Genomic DNA, 17235 nt, shown 5'->3' on the forward strand with positions numbered 1-17235 from the left:
GGCGTCAGATCTTCACGTCCACCACCACCTGCTTGTTGGCGTTCGGCTCCTTCTGCAGGTCGCAGACCGACTGCGTGTCGGCGGGCGGGGAGTTCGGGAAGTGCTGCAGCACCTTGAAGCCCTTGTTCTGCACCTCGGCGACATAGACATCGAGGGTGACGTGGTTGGTCTTCGGGTCCAGCACCGTCTTGCCGGGCGGGCCGTCGAAGGAGACGCCGCTCTCCAGCGCCTCGATCACCTTCATCCGGTCCACGCTCTTGGCGCGGCGCACGCCCTCCGCCCAGAGATGCATGCCGACATAGCTGCGCATAGCGAGCTCGCCGCCGAGATAGGGCGTATTGGCGCCGAATTTCGCCTTGAACTTCTGCAGGAAGCTGGCATTGGCCGGCGTCTCGACCTCCTGGAAGTAGCTGAAGGCGCAGGTGATGCCGTCGCCTTCCTCCTGGCTCAGCAGCAGGCTCTCATTGCCGCCGCCGAAGGTGGTGGACGCCATGGGGATGCGGGACTTCATGCCCGCCGCCGCCCATTGCCGGTAGAAGGAGACATGCGCGCCGCCGACCAGGACGGAGACGACGATGTCCGGCTTGGCCGACTGGATCTTCTGGATGGCCGGGCCGAAATTGGTGACGTCGAGGGGAAAGAAATCCACCGCCACGGAATCGCCGCCGCCCTCGCGGAAGAACTTGGTCACCCATTTGCTGGTGATCTGGCCGTAGTTGTAATCGGCCGCCAGGATATAGGCCTTCTTGCCCCACTTGTTCATGATGTAGGGCACCAGGCGCTGCACGTTCTGCGCGGGCGTGGAGCCGGCGCAGAAGCAGTTGCGGTCGCAGACGCCGCCCTCGTACTGCGTGTTGTAGAAATAAAGGGTGTTGTAGCGCTTGAGCACGGGGCGGATCGCCTCGCGCGAGGCCGAGGTAATGCCGCCATGCACCACCGCCGCCTTGTCCTTGGTCGCGGCCTGGGTGGCGAACTGGGTATAGAGCTGGATGTTCGACTGCGGGTCGTAGTTGATCAGCTTGATGGGACGGCCGAGCAGCCCGCCGGCCGCGTTGATCTCGTCCACCGCGAAGTCCAGCGTCGCCACCATCGGCTTGCCGTAGATGTCGAGCCCGCCGGAGGCGTCATGGATGCCGACCACCGTGATCGGGTCGGCGCCCAGCGCGGCGTGCTGCATCACCAGCGGCGCGGCCAGGCCCCCGGCCGCCGCGGTCAGGAAGCTCCTGCGATCCATTATCCGTCCCCCACTCCGACTGTCAGAGGTATTGCTTGGCGAGCAGCATGTGCACGCCCTTGTTGCCGTCCACCGTCTGCGTCACCCGGAGGTCGCCGATCAGGGAGCACAGCATATAGGCCTGGTTGCGGGACAGGTTGGTCCGGGCGCAGATCTCGCGCACCATCTCCCGCACCGCCTGCTTGGCGGCATCGTCCAGGTCCTCGTCGAGCCCGATGCTCATCAGGTGCGTCGCCGTCTCGGCGAAGGGCATCTTCAGCGACAGGTCCTTGCGGACGGTCAGGCGGAAGCTGCCCTTCAGCCCGGTCTCGAGCGCGGTGATGCAGACCTCGCCATCGCCCTGCACGCCATGCCCGTCGCCGGCATAGAAGAGCGCGCCCTCGTTGAAGACCGGCAGGAAGAGCGTGGTGCCGGGCTTCAGCTCCTTGTTATCCATGTTGCCGCCGAAGGCGCGCGGAATGTTGGTGGTGCAGGCGCCCCATTCCGGCGGCGGCGCCGTGCCGATGACCCCGAAGAAGGGATCGAGCGGCAGCTCGGTGCCCCAGGGCAGGGTGCAGGTGCCGCGCGCGCGGTCGATCCTCGGATGGATCGTCTCGTATTCCGTAAACTCCTCCGGCAGCGTGCCGAGCAGCGGCATGACCGAGACGAAGCCCCAGTCCATGCTCGGCTCGGCCGAGAGGATGTCCACCTGCAGCACGTCGCCGCGCGCAGCGCCGCGCACGAAGACCGGGCGGTTGACGAAATGCGCGCCCGGGCCCTGCGGCACGCTCTCCACCGCCGCGCGGTATTCCGCCGGCACGGCGGCGGCATCGGGCGGGAAGGACGGCGCGCCGCCGGCGGGGATGGAGGTGATGGTGACCGTGTCGCCCGAATCGACGGTGACATAGGGCGGCGTCGTCGCCGACAGCGTGCCCCAGACCAGGGCGTCGGGCGTCGCGGGAATCTCGTGTTGGGATGGCATGGCGCAATCGCTCCGGCAGGGACGCGCCACGGCGGCGCGCCTGGACAAAGATCCGATCCGCGTGGCCCGGCACGACGGCCGCGCCGTCTTCGGCGCCGGTCCGCGGCGGGCCCTGGTGGCGGCGCGGGCGGGCCCGCGAAGGCCACCCTGCCGGTGATGCGTTTTCCCTTGCGGTCGATGATGGTCGCGCCGGATCGCGCGCGCAAGGGAGTGCGACGGCGCCTGCACGCGCGCCGCGCGCTGGATCGCCGTGAATGCGTGCAGGGGCTGCATCCCTCGCGGGCAGCGCGCCGTTGCGGCGCGCGCCGAACCGCGACAGGCTGCGCGCAACAAGGGAGGACGCCATGACCGCATTCGCGCGTCGCAGCCTGATCGCCGCCATGCTCGGCGCGACCGCGGCCCGGGCGCAGCCCGCCTGGCCGGAGCATGCGGTGCGGCTCGTCGTCCCCTTCCCGCCCGGCGGCTCCAACGACATCGTCGCGCGGTTGCTGGCCGAGGCGCTGCGCGAGCGCGGCGGCCAGCCCGTCCTGGTCGAGAACCGCGCCGGCGCCGGCGGCAACATAGGCGCCGATGCGGTGGCCAAGGCGGCGCCGGACGGCCACACGCTGCTGCTCGCCGCGCCCGGCCCCTTCGCCATCAACGAGCATCTCTACCGCAGCATGCCCTATGACCCGGCGCGGGACCTCGTGCCGGTGGCGCTGGTCGCCGCGGTGCCCATCGTGCTGGTCGTGCCCGCCGAGAGCCCGGCGCGGACGCTGCGGGACCTGATCGCGTCGGCGAAGCAGGCGCCGGGCCGGCTCGCCTTCGGCTCCTCCTCCATCGGCGGGACCAACCATCTCGCGGGGGAATTGCTGAAGGACATGGCCGGCATCGACATCGTGCACGTGCCCTATCGCGGCGCGGCGCCGGCCATGACCGACCTCGTCGCCGGCCGGCTGCAGTTCTATTTCGACAACATGCCCGGCGTGCTGCCGCAGATCCGCGACGGGCGCATCCGGGCGCTCGCCGTCGCTGGCGCCGCGCGCGCCGCCGTTCTGCCGGCGGTGCCGACCATGGCGGAGGCCGGGCTGCCGGGCTTCGCGGCCAGCGCCTGGTTCGGCCTCGCCGCGCCGGGCGGCACGCCGCCCGCGCTGGCGCAGCGCATCGGCGAGGCGGTGCTGGCGACGCTCACGGAACCCAGCCTGCGGGAGAAGCTGGCGGCCGCGGGCGCCGAGCCCGGCAGCCTCGGCCCCGCGGGTTTCGCGCGCTTCGTCGCGGCGGAGCGACTGCGCTGGGGGGAGGTGGTCCGCGCCTCCGGCGCGCGGGCCGAGTAGCCAGCCCGTCCTACCCCCGCCGGAACAGCCCCTTCAGCCACCAGGCCAGCCGGCCGAGACGCCGCTTGCGGTCCAGCGCCGCCGCGTCCCGCAGCCAGGTGACCTGCACCACCCGGCGCTCGCCGACGAAGGGCGTGTGGCCGTGCCAGGAATTGTCGCTACGCACGAAGGCGAAGATATTGCCCTCCTCCGGGCTCACCTCCGCCACCGGGTCCTCCAGCGATTCCCGCCGCAGGACGCGGATGCGCCCCTCCGGGCTGGCCCAGCCCGCATGCATGTAGAGCAGCAGGGTGGCGACCTTCCGCGCCCCGTCGGTATGCGGCCGGCCCTCATGCGCCGCCGAGACCTGCCGCACCGTCACCATCCGCGGCAGGGCGGTGAAGTCGATGCCGAATTTCTCCGTCATCGCCCGGTCCAGCGCGCCGCCCCCGATCTCGGCGAGCAGCGCGGCGAAGGCCCCCTTCGCGGTGAAGGTCTCGAGCGGGTGGTAGCCCGGCCGCGGCAGGCTGGGGAAATCCCGCCGCAAGGCCGGCAGCGCCTCGGGCCTGAGGCAGCCGGAGGCGGTGACCCAGGGATAGGGATTGTCGCGGCGCGGGGCGGCGCGGAAGGGCGAGAGGTCGAGCAGCCCGGCCGTTTCGGCGGCGGCCTGGCGCGGTTCGGCCAGCATGGTCGGCATGGGCGGGTCCCCCCTCTCCATGATCGCTCCCGGCACCCCCCAAAGGTCCCGTCAATGCGGCCGTTGCCTGTCCCGGCGATGGATTTCCCGACAGCCGTTCCCGGTTGTCCGCGGGCAGCGCCGGGGCTATCCCGGCGGCCGATGGACGCAACTATCGGCACCCTCCCCGGCGAGGCCCGGCCCGCGGGCCCGCTGCCGGCCTATCGCGCGCGGGTCACCGCCGGCCAGCTCAAGCCCGACCCGGCCCAGGCCCTGGCGGCGGAGACGCTGCAGGACCTCTGGCGGCGCCTCCGAGGCTACGAGCCGCAGGTCGAGCCGCCGGAGACGGGCGGCTTCCTCTCCCGCTTCTTCCGCCGCAAGCCGGCGCCGGAGCTGGTGGATGTCGCCCCCATGGGCCTCTACCTCGTCGGCGAGGTTGGGCGGGGGAAGTCCATGCTGATGGACCTCTTCTTCGCCTGCGCCGAGGTGCCGCGGAAGAAGCGGATCCACTTCCACCAGTTCATGCAGGACTGCCACCAGCGGATCCATCGCTGGAAGCAGGCCAATCCCGGGGAGGCGGACCCCATCCCGCCGCTCGCCGACAGCATCGTGGTGGAGGCCGCCCTCCTCTGCTTCGACGAGTTCCAGGTGCACGACATCACCGATGCCATGATCCTGGGCCGGCTCTTCGAGGCGCTGTTTGCCCGCGGCGTAGTGGTGGTTGCGACCTCCAACACCGCCCCGGACGACCTGTTCAAGGGCAAGCCGGGCCGGGATGCCTTCCTGCCCTTCATCGCGCTGATCAAGCAGCGGCTGAACGTGCTGGTGCTGGAGGCGCAGCGGGACTACCGGCGGGAGCGCATCCGCGGCCTGCCGACTTGGCACTCGCCGCTGGACGGCCGCGCCGAGCGGGCGCTGGACGCCGCCTTCCTCGAGCTCACCGGCGAGCGGCACGGCAAGCCCTGCCGGCTGACGGTCCTTGGCCGCTCGGTCGAGCTGCCGGAGGAGGCGCGCGGGGTGGTGCGCGCCGATTTCGACATGCTCTGCGGTCGGGCGCTGGGCCCGGCCGACTACCTGGCGCTGGCGACGCATTGCCATGCCCTGGTGCTGGACGGGGTTCCCCGGCTGGGGCCGGAGAATTTCGACCGCGCCCGGCGCTTCATCACCCTGGTGGACGCCCTGTATGAGCATCGCTGCAAGCTGGTCGCCTCGGCCGCCGCGCCGCCGGACCAGCTCTATGAGCGGGGCGAGAACGCGGCGATGTTCGAGCGCACCGCGAGCCGGCTGATGGAGATGCAGAGCCAGGACTACCTCGCCCTGCCGCACTTGACATAAACGGGTAAGGTTTCAAAAAAGACCCACCGCGTCGCGAAAGACCCGGAGGGGAGACTTCATGCGCCTTCTGACGCTGGCCCTGCTTGGCCTGATGATGTGTGCTGCCCCCACCCTTGCGGCCAATCACTCCGGTCCGGCCGGCGGCGGCGAGGCTGCAGCCAAGGCCAGGCCCCTGCAGGCGGCCAGGCCGGCCCTGAAGGCGCCCTCCCAGGCCGTCCGCCACCGCGCCGGGTCCCACGCCGCTGCCACCTGCGGCCGGACCGCCGCAGGGCGCTGCCGCGCCGCCGTCGCGGCCCCGGCCCGCTTCGGCTGGTCGCAGGGGCTGCCGCCCGCCGCCGGCATCCAGGCCGATGCCTGCCCGGACGGCACCATGGCCACGCTGGCCCATGGGCATGAGGACGTGGTCCGCTGCATGCCCATCTGACCCGGCCCACCCGCCCCGGCGCGGCGGTGCCGTAAGGCCGGCGGGCCGAGCACCGGGCCGGCGCCCGCCGCCCCCTCCCGGGCCAATCCCCGGCGGTTGCCCCGGCAATCCCGCCGCGCGGCACCAATTGCGGAGGCGCGCCGCGCCTTGTCGCCCGGAGGGTCCAGGAGTAGGAGTGCGGCGCAATATTCCAACGATCCTGCCGTAAGGACGTCTCCATGGCCCGCAAGAAAATCGCGCTCATCGGCGCCGGCAACATCGGTGGCACCCTCGCCCACCTGATCGGCCTGAAGGAGCTCGGCGACGTCGTCATGTTCGACGTGTTCCCGGGCGTGGCCGCCGGCAAGGCGCTGGACATCATGCAGTCCGGCCCGGTCGATGGGTTCGACAGCGCGATGAGCGGCACGGGCGACTATGCCGCGATCGCGGGCGCCGACGTGGTCATCGTCACCGCCGGCTTCCCGCGCATGCCGGGCATGACCCGCGACGACCTGCTGACCAAGAATGCCGGCGTCATCGGCCAGGTCGCCGAGGGCATCAAGACCTACGCGCCGAACGCCTTCGTCATCTGCATCACCAACCCGCTCGACGTCATGGTCTGGGTGCTGCAGCAGAAGTCCGGCCTGCCGCCGGAGAAGGTCGTCGGTATGGCCGGCGTGCTGGACAGCAGCCGCTTCCGCCTCTTCCTGGCGCAGGAGTTCAACGTCTCCGTCGAGGACGTGACCGCCTTCGTCCTCGGCGGCCATGGCGACACCATGGTGCCGCTGACCCGCTACTCCACCGTCGCCGGCGTCCCGGTCCCGGACCTCGTGAAGATGGGCTGGACGACGCAGGAGAAGATCGACGCCATCGTCACCCGCACCGCCAATGGCGGCGGCGAGATCGTCAAGCTGCTCGAGAAGGGCTCGGCCTTCTACGCCCCGGCCGCTTCGGCCATTGCGATGGCGGAGAGCTACCTGCTCGACAAGAAGCGCGTGCTGCCCTGCGCCGTGCTGCTGAACGGCGAGTACGGCCAGAAGGATTTCTATGTCGGCGTCCCCGTGGTGATCGGCGGCAATGGCGTCGAGCGGATCCTCGAGGTGCAGTTCACGCCGGAGGAGAAGGCGGCCTTCGACAAGTCCTGCGACGCGGTGAAGAAGCTGATCGAGGACTTCAAGAAGCTCGGCGTCTGAGGCCGGAGGCCGGGGCCCCGCCCCGGCCTTTTCTTTATCGGCCGGGGCGCCGGCCAGCCCATATCATGGGGTGAGCGGATGAACATCCACGAGTATCAGGCGAAGGAGTTGCTGCGCCGCTACGGCGTCGCGGTGCTCGACGGCCATGTGGCCTGGACGCCGGAGGAGGCCGAGGCGGCGGCGAGGAAGCTCCCCGGCCCGGTCTATGTCGTGAAGTCGCAGATCCATGCCGGCGGCCGCGGCGCCGGCCGCTTCGCCGACGACCCGAACGGCAAGGGCGGCGTCCGCGTCGTGAAGTCGGTCGACGACGTCAAGGCCGCCGCGACCGCGATGATCGGCCACACGCTGGTCACCAAGCAGACGGGGCCGCAGGGCAAGCAGGTCTCCCGCGTCTATGTCGAGGACGGCTGCGACATCAAGCGCGAGCTGTATCTCGGCCTGCTGGTCGACCGGGCGACCTCCCGCCTCACCATCATGGCCTCCACCGAAGGCGGCATGGAGATCGAGGAGGTCGCCGAGAAGCACCCCGAGAAGATCCTGAAGGCCGCGATCGACCCGGCCTCGGGCATCTCCGGCTTCCACTGCCGCAAGCTCGCCTTCGGCCTCGGCCTCTCGGGCAAGCAGGTCGGCAGCTTCACCAAGTTCGTCACCGCCCTCTACGGCGCCTTCCTCGAACTCGACTGCGCCATCGTCGAGATCAACCCGCTGGTCGTCACCGGCGCGGGCGAGATCGTGGCGCTCGATGCCAAGATCTCCTTCGATGACAACGCGCTGTTCCGCCACAAGGACCTCGAGGCTCTGCGCGACGACAGCGAGATGGACCCGAAGGAGCTCGAGGCGGTCAGGAACGACCTGAACTACGTCGCGCTCGACGGCGAGATCGGCTGCATGGTGAACGGCGCCGGCCTCGCCATGGCGACGATGGACATCATCAAGCTCTACGGCTCCTCGCCGGCGAACTTCCTCGATGTCGGCGGCACCGCGACGGCCGACCGGGTGACCGAGGCCTTCCGCATCATCACCAGCGACCAGAACGTCAAGGCGATCCTGGTGAACATCTTCGGCGGTATCGCCAAGTGCGACATGATCGCCACCGGCGTGGTCCAGGCCGCCAAGAACCTGACCCTGAAGGTGCCGCTGGTCGTCCGGCTTGAGGGCACCAACGTGGCGCTGGGCAAGCAGATCCTGGCCGAGAGCGGCCTGGCCATCATCCCCGCCGACAACCTCGCCGATGCCGCCGAGAAGGTGGTCAAGGCCGTGAGAGAGGCGCGCGCCTCTGGCGCGACGAAGCAGGGGGCCTGAGCCATGGCGATCCTCGTCGACGAGAACACCAAGGTCATGACCCAGGGCTTCACCGGGGCCCAGGGGACCTTCCATGCCGAGCAGGGCATCGCCTACGGCAGCAAATACGTCGGTGGCGTCACCCCCGGTAAGGGCGGGACGACGCATATCGGCCTGCCGGTCTTCGACACGGTGGCGGAATGCGCGGCGAAGACGGGCGCGAATGCCTCCGTCATCTACGTCCCCCCGCCCTTCGCGGGCGACGCCATCCTCGAGGCGATCGACGCCGCCATCCCGCTCATCATCTGCATCACCGAGGGCATCCCGGTCCTCGACATGGTGAAGGTGAAGCGGGCCCTGGCGGGGTCGAAGTCGCGCCTGATCGGGCCGAACTGCCCCGGCGTGATCACGCCGGAGGCCTGCAAGATCGGCATCATGCCGGGGCATATTCACCGCCGCGGCTCGGTCGGGATCGTGTCGCGGTCCGGGACGCTCACCTATGAGGCGGTGGCGCAGACCACGGCGGCCAATCTCGGCCAATCCACCTGCGTCGGCATCGGCGGCGACCCGGTGAAGGGCACTGACTTCGTCGAGGTGCTCGAGATGTTCCTCGCCGACCCCGAGACGGCCTCCATCGTCATGATCGGCGAGATCGGCGGCCAGTCGGAGATCGAGGCGGCCGAGTTCCTCGCCCGCGAGAACAAGGGCCCGAAGGCCAAGCCGGTCGTCGGCTTCATCGCCGGCGCGACGGCCCCCCCGGGCCGCCGCATGGGCCATGCCGGCGCGGTCATCTCCGGCGGCAAGGATACCGCGGCGGCGAAGATGGAGGCCATGCGCGCGGCCGGGATCCATGTGGCGGACAGCCCCGCGGCGCTCGGCTCCACCATGGTCAAGGCGCTCAAGGGCTGAGGCGTGCCGATGACCGAAGGGCCGGATGGCCCGGAGGTCTGAATCGGCCGGCCCGGCCTCTAAGCCATGCACGGGCAGCCCGGCAGGGCTGCCCGAATCGCTTTCTGTCCCGGCGCAGCATTTCATTGATGGAAAAATACCGGCCAGGGCCGGCAACCGACACGGCAGCCATGCCGGGATGACCTGGATCAAGGTCGGGGCTGCCGCATCGCCGCCATAGAGACTATGTTATCACCGCGCGGGCCCGCATTGGCGGTGGCCCGCGCCCTGCGCACAGACCCGATGAATGCCGCCGGCCCGACCGAGGCCGGCACGGAGAAGACCATGGCCGGAGTGGACATCCTCGCGAGTGCGATGACGGGCGCCAACGCCGCCTTCCTCGCCGATCTCTACGCCCGCTGGGTGGAGAAGCCCGAGAGCGTCGATCCCTCCTTCGCCGAGCTCTTCGACGCCCTCGGCGACGAGGCCCGCGCGGTGCTCACCGATGCCACCGGCGCCTCCTGGGCGCCCCGCCCGCGCGGCGGCTTCGCGCCGGAGCCCGAGGCGCCGCCCGCCCCGAAGAAGGGCGAGAAGCCCGCGCCCTCCACCGCCCCCGGGGCCGCCGACCCGGCCGCCATCCGCGCCGCCCAGCTCGATTCCATTCGCGCCCTGATGCTGATCCGCAGTTACCGGGTCCGCGGCCACCTGGAGGCGCAGCTCGACCCGCTCGGCCTGCAGCAGCCGAAGTCGCACCCCGAGCTCGACCCCGCCACCTACGGCTTCACCGAGGCCGACTGGGACCGCCCGATCTTCATCAACGGCGTCCTCGGCCTCGACACCGCCACCGTCCGCCAGATCATGGCGGTCTGCCGCGCCACCTATTGCGGCCCGATCGGCGTCGAGTTCATGCATATCCAGGACCCGGACCAGAAGGCCTGGATCCAGCAGCGCATGGAAGGCGCCCCCTGGGCCACCGCCTTCGACAAGGGGGCGAAGCGCCAGATCCTCGAGCACCTGACCGAGGCCGAGGGCTTCGAGGCCTTCTGCGCCCGGAAATACGTCTCGACCAAGCGCTTCGGGCTCGAGGGCGGCGAGACCACCATCCCGGCGGTGCAGGAGGTGATCGAGACCGCGGCGAAGGCCGGGGTGAACGAGATCGCCATCGGCATGGCGCATCGCGGCCGGCTCAATGTGCTCGTGAACGTCGTCAAGAAGCCCTACACGCAGGTCTTCTCCGAGTTCAAAGGGGTGGGCGCCAACCCGGACGACGTCCAGGGCTCGGGCGACGTGAAGTACCATCTCGGCACCTCGACCGATATCGAGATCGCCGGGCGGACCATCCACCTCTCGTTGCAGCCGAACCCCTCGCATCTCGAGGCGGTGGACCCGGTGGTGGTCGGCAAGGTGCGGGCGCGCCAGGACATGGCGGGCGACACGAAGACCCGCCGCACGGTCATGGGCATCCTGCTGCATGGCGACGCCGCCTTCGCCGGCCAGGGCCTGGTCTACGAGACCATGGCGATGAGCCAGCTCATCGGCTACCGCACCGGCGGCACGGTGCACATCGTCACCAACAACCAGATCGGCTTCACCACCGTCCCGGTGCATGCCTATTCCGGCCTCTACTGCACCGACATTGCCAAGGCGGTGCAGGCGCCGATCTGGCACGTGAACGGCGACAACCCGGAAGCGGTGGTCTTCGTCAGCCGCCTCGCCGCCGAGTTCCGCCAGCAATTCGCGGTGGACGTCGTGGTCGACATCGTCTGCTACCGTCGCCACGGCCATAACGAGAGCGACGAGCCGGCCTTCACCCAGCCGATCATGTATGGCCGGATCAAGGAGATGAAGACCACCCGCACGGTCTATGCGGAGCGGCTGGCGGCCGAAGGCTCGGTCCCGGCCGAGGAGTCGAAGGCGATGCTCGACGCCTTCAACCAGACGCTCGAGGACGCGCACCAGGCGGCGCAGACCTTCAAGCCGAACAAGGCGGACTGGCTGGAGGGCCACTGGTCCGGCCTGCAGGCCGTGGCGGTCGGCGCCGAGGTCGAGCAGCTCCATCCCACCGCGGTGCCGCTCGAGACGCTGCGCGAGGTCGGCGCCGCGCTCGCGCAGGTGCCGGACGGCTTCGGGGTGAACCCGAAGATCCTCCGCCAGCTCGAGGCCAAGAAGCAGGCGATCGAGTCCGGCGAGGGCATCGACTGGGCGACCGGCGAGGCGCTCGGCTTCGGCACGCTGCTGCTGGAGGGCCACCGCGTCCGCCTCTCGGGCGAGGACGTGCAGCGCGGCACCTTCAGCCACCGCCATGCGGTGCTGGTCGACCAGAAGACCCAGGCCGAATACGTCCCGCTGAACAACATCCGCGACCAGCAGCCGCGCTTCGAGGCCTTCAACAGCCTGCTCTCCGAGTTCGGCGTGCTCGGCTTCGAATACGGCTATTCCCTCGCCGACCCGCATACCCTGGTGCTGTGGGAGGCGCAGTTCGGCGATTTCGCCAATGGCGCGCAGGTCATCATCGACCAGTTCATCGCCTCCGGCGAGACCAAGTGGCTGCGCATGAGCGGCCTGGTGATGCTGCTGCCGCACGGCTACGAGGGCCAGGGGCCGGAGCACTCCTCGGCGCGGCTCGAGCGCTACCTGCAGCTCTGCGCCGAGCGGAACATGCGGGTCTGCAACCTGACCACCCCTGCCAACTACTTCCATGCGCTGCGCCGGCAGCTCAAGGCCAACTACCGCAAGCCGCTGGTGCAGATGACGCCGAAGTCGCTGCTGCGGCACAAGCTGGCGGTCAGCAGCCTCTCCGACTTCGGCCCGGGCAGCGGCTTCAAGTACGTCATCCCCGAGATCGACGCGATCGCGCCGGAGGAGGAGGTGAAGCGCGTCGTGCTCTGCACCGGCAAGGTCTACTACGACCTGCTGCAGGAGCGGCGCGACAAGGGCGTGCGCGACGTGGCGATCATCCGCGTCGAGCAGCTCCACCCCTTCCCGGCGCAGAGCCTCGCGCGCGCCCTCGCGCCTTACCGGAATGCCGAGGTCATCTGGTGCCAGGAGGAGCCCGAGAATATGGGCGCCTGGAACTTCATCGACCGCCGGCTGGAGAAGGTCCTGAAGACCCTCGACATCAAGGCGAAGCGGCCCGATTACGCCGGCCGCAAGGAGGCGGCGAGCCCGGCCACCGGCCTCGCCAAGGTGCACAGCCAGGAACAGGAAGCCCTGGTGCGAGAGGCGCTCGGGCTCTAGTGCGCGGCACGCGATGAACCCGAGCACCGCAGGAAGGCGATAGGACGATGGCGACCGATATCCTCGTGCCCACCCTGGGCGAAAGCGTCAGCACCGCGACCGTGGCGCGCTGGCTGAAGAAGGCCGGCGAGCCGGTGGCGGCGGACGAGCCGCTGGTGGAGCTCGAGACCGACAAGGTGACGGTGGAGGTGAACGCCCCCGCCGCCGGCGTGATCGAGAGCATCTCGGCCGACGAGGGCGCCGAGGTCGAGCCCGGCGCCGTGCTGGGCGTGATCGCCGCCGGCGCCGCGCCGAGCCAGGCGGTGAAGCCGCACAGGCCGGAGCCCGTCGCCCCGGCCGCGCCGCAGCCGAAGGTGGAGACGCCGCGCCAACCGGCCGGCCCGGTCGCCGTCCCGGGCACGCATGCCGCCCCGCCGCTGCCCGCCGCCGCCAAGCTGATGGCGGAGAACAACCTCACCGCCGAGCAGATCGGCACGGGCAGCGCCAAGGACGGCCGCATCGCCAAGGGCGACGTGCTCGACTTCCTCTCCCGCCCCGCGGCGGCCGCCGCCCCGGCCGCGGCCAAGCCCGCCGCCCAGCGCACGCTGGAGGAGGGCGAGGAGCGGGTGAAGATGACGCGGCTGCGCGTCACCATCGCCCGCCGGCTGAAGGAGGCGCAGAACACCGCCGCCATGCTCACCACCTTCAACGAGGTGGACATGGGCGCGGCGATGGCGCTGCGCAGCGAGTACCGCGAGCAGTTCGAGAAGCGCCACGGCGTCCGCCTGGGCTTCATGTCCTTCTTCGTGAAGGCCTGCGTCGCGGCGCTGAAGGAGTTCCCGGCGGTCAATGCCGAGATGGAGGGCGATACCCTCATCTACAAGAACTTCGTCCATATGGGCATCGCGGTGGGCGGGCCGAACGGCCTGGTCGTGCCCGTGCTGCGCAACGCCGACCAGCTCTCCTTCGCCGCCATCGAGAAGACGATCGGCGCCTTCGGCAAGAAGGCCCGCGACGGCCAGCTCAAGCTGGAGGAGCTGGCCGGCGGCAGCTTCACCATCACCAATGGCGGCATCTACGGGTCGCTGATGAGCACCCCGATCCTCAACCCGCCGCAATCCGGCATCCTGGGCATGCACAAGATCCAGGACCGGCCGATGGTGGTGGGCGGCAAGATCGAGATCCGCCCGATGATGTACATCGCCCTCTCCTACGATCACCGCATCGTGGACGGGAAGGAAGCGGTCAGCTTCCTGGTCCGGGTGAAGGAGAGCATCGAGGATCCGCGCCGGCTGATGCTGGACATCTGACCATCTGAGCACCTTGGGCGGGCCGGTGCGGCACCCCCGCGCCGGCCCGCCGCATTTTCGCGGCAACCGCCGCCCGATCTGCTACACTGCATTCAAAAGGGAACCGGCCCAGCCGGCCCGCCCGGGAGTAGTCACATGCGTTCCTTCGAAGGCCAGTTTTCCGACAACCGCCCGCTGAAGCGGACGCGGGAAGAGAAGGTCCGCCTGCTGGCGGAGCTGAAGGAGACGATCCGGACGATGAAGCCGCACACCTCGCCGGAGCTGCGGACCTCCATCGCCGGCAAGATCAAGGAGCTGGAGGCGGATCTGGCCGCCCCGCCGCCGCCGCCGCGCGAGCGCCGCGTGCCGAGCCACCAGCAGGACCAGTTCGGCAATGGCCCGCGCGGGCCGCGCCGGACGCCGCGGCCGCCGCGGGACTTCTGAGGGCCGGAGGGGGCGCCGCCCCCTCCAGACCACCCCCGCCAGCGGGCGAGCGCCCCCTGGACCGGCCTGGGTTTCCCCCACACCATGCCGCCGGCAAAAGGGGGAAACGGCATGCGCCTCAAGGACAAGACGGCCGTCATCATCGGCGCCGGGCAGAGCCCCGGCGAGACGCTAGGCAATGGCCGCGCCACCGCGCTCCGCTTCGCCGCGGAAGGCGCCCGCGTCCTCTGCGTGGACCGCGACCTGGCCTCGGCGCGGGAGACGGCCGGGAAGGCCGGCAACGGCGCCGTGGCCTTCCAGGCCGACGTGCTCAATGAGCAGGACCTCGCCGCCGCTATCGCCGAGGCCGTGCGGCTCTGGGGCCACCTGGATATCCTGCACTACAATGTCGGCGTCTCCATCGCCGGTGGCGACGCCCCGCCCACCGAGATCACCGCCGAGGCCTTCGACCGCGTCACCGCCATCAACCTGCGCGGCTTCGTGCTCGCGGTGAAGCACGCCCTGCCGGTCATGCGGCGGCAGCAGGAGGGCGTCATCCTCTCCATCTCCTCCGCCGCGGCGGTCGAGAGCTACCCCTATGTCGCCTACAAGACCACCAAGGCCGCCATGCTGGCCTTCACCGAGCAGGTGGCGATCCAGAACGCCGAACACGGCATCCGCTGCAACACTATCCTGCCCGGGCTGATGGACACGCCCATGGCGGTCGATACCCGCGTCCGCCACACCGGCAAGTCGCGGGCGGAGGTGGCGGCCGAGCGCGACGCCAAGGTGCCGCTCCGCCGCCGCATGGGCACCGCCTGGGACGTGGCGAATGCCGCGCTCTTCCTCGCCAGCGACGAGGCCGGCTTCATCACCGGCGTCGCCCTGCCGGTCGATGGCGGGCGGCTCGTGCAGATCGGCTAGCGGCCCGGCCCGAAGCCCGGTGCCGGCGCGGCGGGTCGGCCCCGAGGGGAAGCGGACCTGGACGCCCCGCATTCCCGGCCGAACCCGCATTGCAATGGACGGCGATCTGGGGTCCCCGGGTCAGCGGCAGGCGGGGCCTGCCGCATCGCAGGTGCCGTTCCCCGTTATGCCCCTTCGACGATGCGGATGTCGCGCTCGGCGCCTCCGGCGAGGGCAGCCAGGGCTTCCTGATAGGCCGCGCTGTCATGCGCCGCGCGGGCGTGCTCCACGCTGTCGAACTCGATCACGACCGTGCGCTGCATGAGCCCCGCTTCGTAGGTGTGTGCCGGCAGCCCACGCACCAGGATGCGGCCGCCGGCGGCGACGATCGCCGGACCGCTGAGCCTGGCATAGGCCGCCAGCGCGTCCGGGTTGCTGACCGAACGATAGGTGGCGACCCAATAGGCTTTGGCCATCGTGGGCGTTCCTTCCTCTTCCGCGATGCCGAGCGGCATGCCTCGTGACGACATCACCGCCCCAACGGAAAGGCAACTCCGCTGGTCCGGGCCGGGGAGCGGCCGTGGCGGGATGCGGACCGGGCGTCAGGCTTCACAACCGGATCGGGCGGCAGGCGCGCAGCCCGCCCCGCCCGCGCCGGCGGTCAGCCCGGCTGGCCGGTGCATCCCTGGTAGGTCTGCCCGACCAGCAGGCTGGTGGCGAAGGAGATCGGCTGCCGCGGCGCCTCGCCCGTCGCAGCGGCGTGCTGCATCTCCTGCCACTTGCAGGCGAAGGCGGTCGGGCGATGACGGAAGAGCTCGGTCTTCCGGCCCTCCAGGTCGGTATAGTGCACCGGCGCCTGCCAGCCCCGGTGCCCCTCCGCCAGCAGCACGACATTGGCCAGCAGCAGCACCGCGCCGAGGCCGAGGCTGCGGACCAGCGCTGGCGGCAGCGGCAGCGCGACCAGCAGCAGCAGCAGCGCCGGCAGCAGCAGCCGCTCCCCGGGATTGACCACGTTCTGCACCAAGTCGGGCAGCACGGCGAACCCGGCCAGCAACAGGGCGGCGGTGGCCAGCACCGGCCAGGGACGCCGCCCCGCCCGGAAGGCCCCGCGCAGCCCGAGCGCCAGCAGCACCCCGAGCCCGGCGGCGAAGACGAGGTTCGCCGCAATCCCGGCGCGGTAGAGCCAGGGGCGCAGCGCGGCGTCCCCGCCCTCGAGGAAGACGAAATTGTGGTAGGGCCCGAGCTTGGCGAAGGTATAGAGCTTGTAGGCGATGAAGCCGAGCAGGCCGCCGGTGCTGCCCGGCTCGGTCGCATTGGCGCCGGCGCCCGCCAGCACGTACCACAGCGTCAGCCCGGCCGCGGGCAGCAGCCCCAGCACTGCCCCGGCGATCCGTCGCCGCAGCAGGGCGGTGAGGCCGACCAGCAGTCCGAAGGCGGCGAAGACCATGGCATGGGTGAAGAACAGCGCCAGGCTGAAGGGCAGGATGGCCCGCGCCTGCACCCGCCGCCCTTCCGGCAGCAGCAGCCAGGCACCGAGGATCACCAGGCCGAGCTGATAATTGGCATAGCCGTTCCAGAACCCGGCATGGAAGAAGACGGCGACCAGCAGCAGGGCGGCGAAGGCGCCGGCCGCCTGCGGCTGGTACCGCCGGCCGAGCGCGAGCGCGACCGCTGTCGCCGCCGCCACCAACCCGAGCAGGAAGAGCCGCGCCGCCAGTGCCGGCGGCAGCACCACCGACAGCAGCCCGAGCAGGAGCTGGACCGAGCTGTTCGGGATGGGCGAGGTCGCCAGGTGGAGCGCGCCGACCGGCTCGCCCCGGAACCAGCGCGCCAGCAACTGGCCCTGATAGGCCCATTCGGAGAAGTCCTGCAGCGGCGGATAGGGGGAGAGCAGGATCGCGCCGGCCACCACGGCGGCAAGGCCGAGGCAGAGGACGGTCCAGGCGATCTCGGCAGGGGCGGTGGCCGCCGCCGGGCGTGGCCGGGCCGTATCGGTCATCGTCATGCCGGCGTGCTGGAAATGTGCCAAATCCTGTCTCCGGAACGGCCTGATGCTCCCTCCCTTCTCTGTTGCGCCGCATCAATTTGCCACTGACATGCGCTTGACGGGCAAAGCCCTGTACAGCCGGGGGGTGTCGGCA

General features: G+C 70.5%; 15 protein-coding genes. 10 read left to right on the plus strand and 5 right to left on the minus strand.

The genetic code is table 11. The features are described 5' to 3' along the window. Window positions 1–4 precede the first annotated feature (4 nt). Together Q7A36_RS25935 and Q7A36_RS25940 are read right to left on the minus strand one after the other, a co-directional pair. Window positions 5–1234 carry an urea ABC transporter substrate-binding protein gene (locus tag Q7A36_RS25935; RefSeq protein WP_305106670.1) on the minus strand — a complete coding sequence of 410 codons (1230 nt, stop codon included), beginning with the start codon at window positions 1232–1234 and terminating at the stop codon, window positions 5–7. A 22-nt stretch (window positions 1235–1256) separates the two neighbouring features. Continuing rightward, complete coding sequence (locus tag Q7A36_RS25940; RefSeq protein WP_305106671.1) at window positions 1257–2195, minus strand: acetamidase/formamidase family protein; 939 nt, start codon at window positions 2193–2195, stop codon at window positions 1257–1259. 344 nt (window positions 2196–2539) lie between these two features. On the opposite strand from Q7A36_RS25940, the gene Q7A36_RS25945 reads away from it, so the two are divergent. Continuing rightward, on the plus strand, window positions 2540–3508 hold the full coding sequence (locus Q7A36_RS25945; protein WP_305106672.1) for a Bug family tripartite tricarboxylate transporter substrate binding protein: 969 nt from the start codon (window positions 2540–2542) through the stop codon (window positions 3506–3508). 10 nt (window positions 3509–3518) lie between these two features. On the opposite strand, the gene Q7A36_RS25950 is transcribed toward Q7A36_RS25945, so the two are convergent. After that, window positions 3519–4205: a 2OG-Fe(II) oxygenase gene (locus Q7A36_RS25950; protein WP_305106673.1), complete on the minus strand. Its 687-nt coding sequence runs from the start codon at window positions 4203–4205 to the stop codon at window positions 3519–3521. 120 nt (window positions 4206–4325) lie between these two features. Between Q7A36_RS25950 and zapE the strand changes: the two genes are divergently transcribed. From zapE to Q7A36_RS25995, 9 genes are all read left to right on the plus strand, one after another. Then, window positions 4326–5498 (plus strand): cell division protein ZapE, encoded by a 1173-nt coding sequence (gene zapE, locus Q7A36_RS25955; RefSeq protein WP_305106674.1) that lies wholly within the window; start codon window positions 4326–4328, stop codon window positions 5496–5498. A gap of 58 nt (window positions 5499–5556) precedes the next feature. After that, window positions 5557–5922, plus strand: a complete 366-nt coding sequence (locus Q7A36_RS25960; protein WP_305106675.1) for a hypothetical protein — start codon at window positions 5557–5559, stop codon at window positions 5920–5922. A gap of 218 nt (window positions 5923–6140) precedes the next feature. Further along, complete coding sequence (gene mdh, locus Q7A36_RS25965) at window positions 6141–7094, plus strand: malate dehydrogenase (protein ID WP_305106676.1); 954 nt, start codon at window positions 6141–6143, stop codon at window positions 7092–7094. A gap of 78 nt (window positions 7095–7172) precedes the next feature. After that, window positions 7173–8396 (plus strand): ADP-forming succinate--CoA ligase subunit beta, encoded by a 1224-nt coding sequence (sucC, locus tag Q7A36_RS25970; RefSeq protein ID WP_305106677.1) that lies wholly within the window; start codon window positions 7173–7175, stop codon window positions 8394–8396. A 3-nt stretch (window positions 8397–8399) separates the two neighbouring features. After that, entirely contained in the window at window positions 8400–9284 is an 885-nt protein-coding gene (gene sucD / locus Q7A36_RS25975) for a succinate--CoA ligase subunit alpha (RefSeq protein ID WP_305106678.1), read from the plus strand. A gap of 324 nt (window positions 9285–9608) precedes the next feature. Further along, the gene (locus Q7A36_RS25980; protein WP_305106715.1) at window positions 9609–12500 is read left to right on the plus strand and encodes a 2-oxoglutarate dehydrogenase E1 component; all 2892 of its coding nucleotides are present in this window, start codon (window positions 9609–9611) and stop codon (window positions 12498–12500) included. A 47-nt stretch (window positions 12501–12547) separates the two neighbouring features. Next, window positions 12548–13789 (plus strand): 2-oxoglutarate dehydrogenase complex dihydrolipoyllysine-residue succinyltransferase, encoded by a 1242-nt coding sequence (gene odhB / locus Q7A36_RS25985; RefSeq protein ID WP_305106679.1) that lies wholly within the window; start codon window positions 12548–12550, stop codon window positions 13787–13789. 135 nt (window positions 13790–13924) lie between these two features. After that, window positions 13925–14212 (plus strand): hypothetical protein, encoded by a 288-nt coding sequence (locus tag Q7A36_RS25990; RefSeq protein WP_305106680.1) that lies wholly within the window; start codon window positions 13925–13927, stop codon window positions 14210–14212. A 111-nt stretch (window positions 14213–14323) separates the two neighbouring features. Beyond that, window positions 14324–15115 carry an SDR family NAD(P)-dependent oxidoreductase gene (locus Q7A36_RS25995; RefSeq protein WP_305106681.1) on the plus strand — a complete coding sequence of 264 codons (792 nt, stop codon included), beginning with the start codon at window positions 14324–14326 and terminating at the stop codon, window positions 15113–15115. Between the two features lie 164 nt (window positions 15116–15279). Here the strand turns inward: Q7A36_RS25995 and Q7A36_RS26000 are convergent, their stop codons facing one another. Together Q7A36_RS26000 and Q7A36_RS26005 are read right to left on the minus strand one after the other, a co-directional pair. Beyond that, window positions 15280–15609 (minus strand): DUF1330 domain-containing protein, encoded by a 330-nt coding sequence (locus tag Q7A36_RS26000; RefSeq protein WP_305106682.1) that lies wholly within the window; start codon window positions 15607–15609, stop codon window positions 15280–15282. Window positions 15610–15755: 146 nt separating this feature from the next. Then, window positions 15756–17099: a hypothetical protein gene (locus Q7A36_RS26005; RefSeq protein WP_305106683.1), complete on the minus strand. Its 1344-nt coding sequence runs from the start codon at window positions 17097–17099 to the stop codon at window positions 15756–15758. Window positions 17100–17235 lie beyond the last annotated feature (136 nt).

Origin of the sequence: Paracraurococcus lichenis (genome assembly GCF_030657435.1) — a bacterium.
Taxonomy (GTDB): domain Bacteria; phylum Pseudomonadota; class Alphaproteobacteria; order Acetobacterales; family Acetobacteraceae; genus Paracraurococcus; species Paracraurococcus lichenis.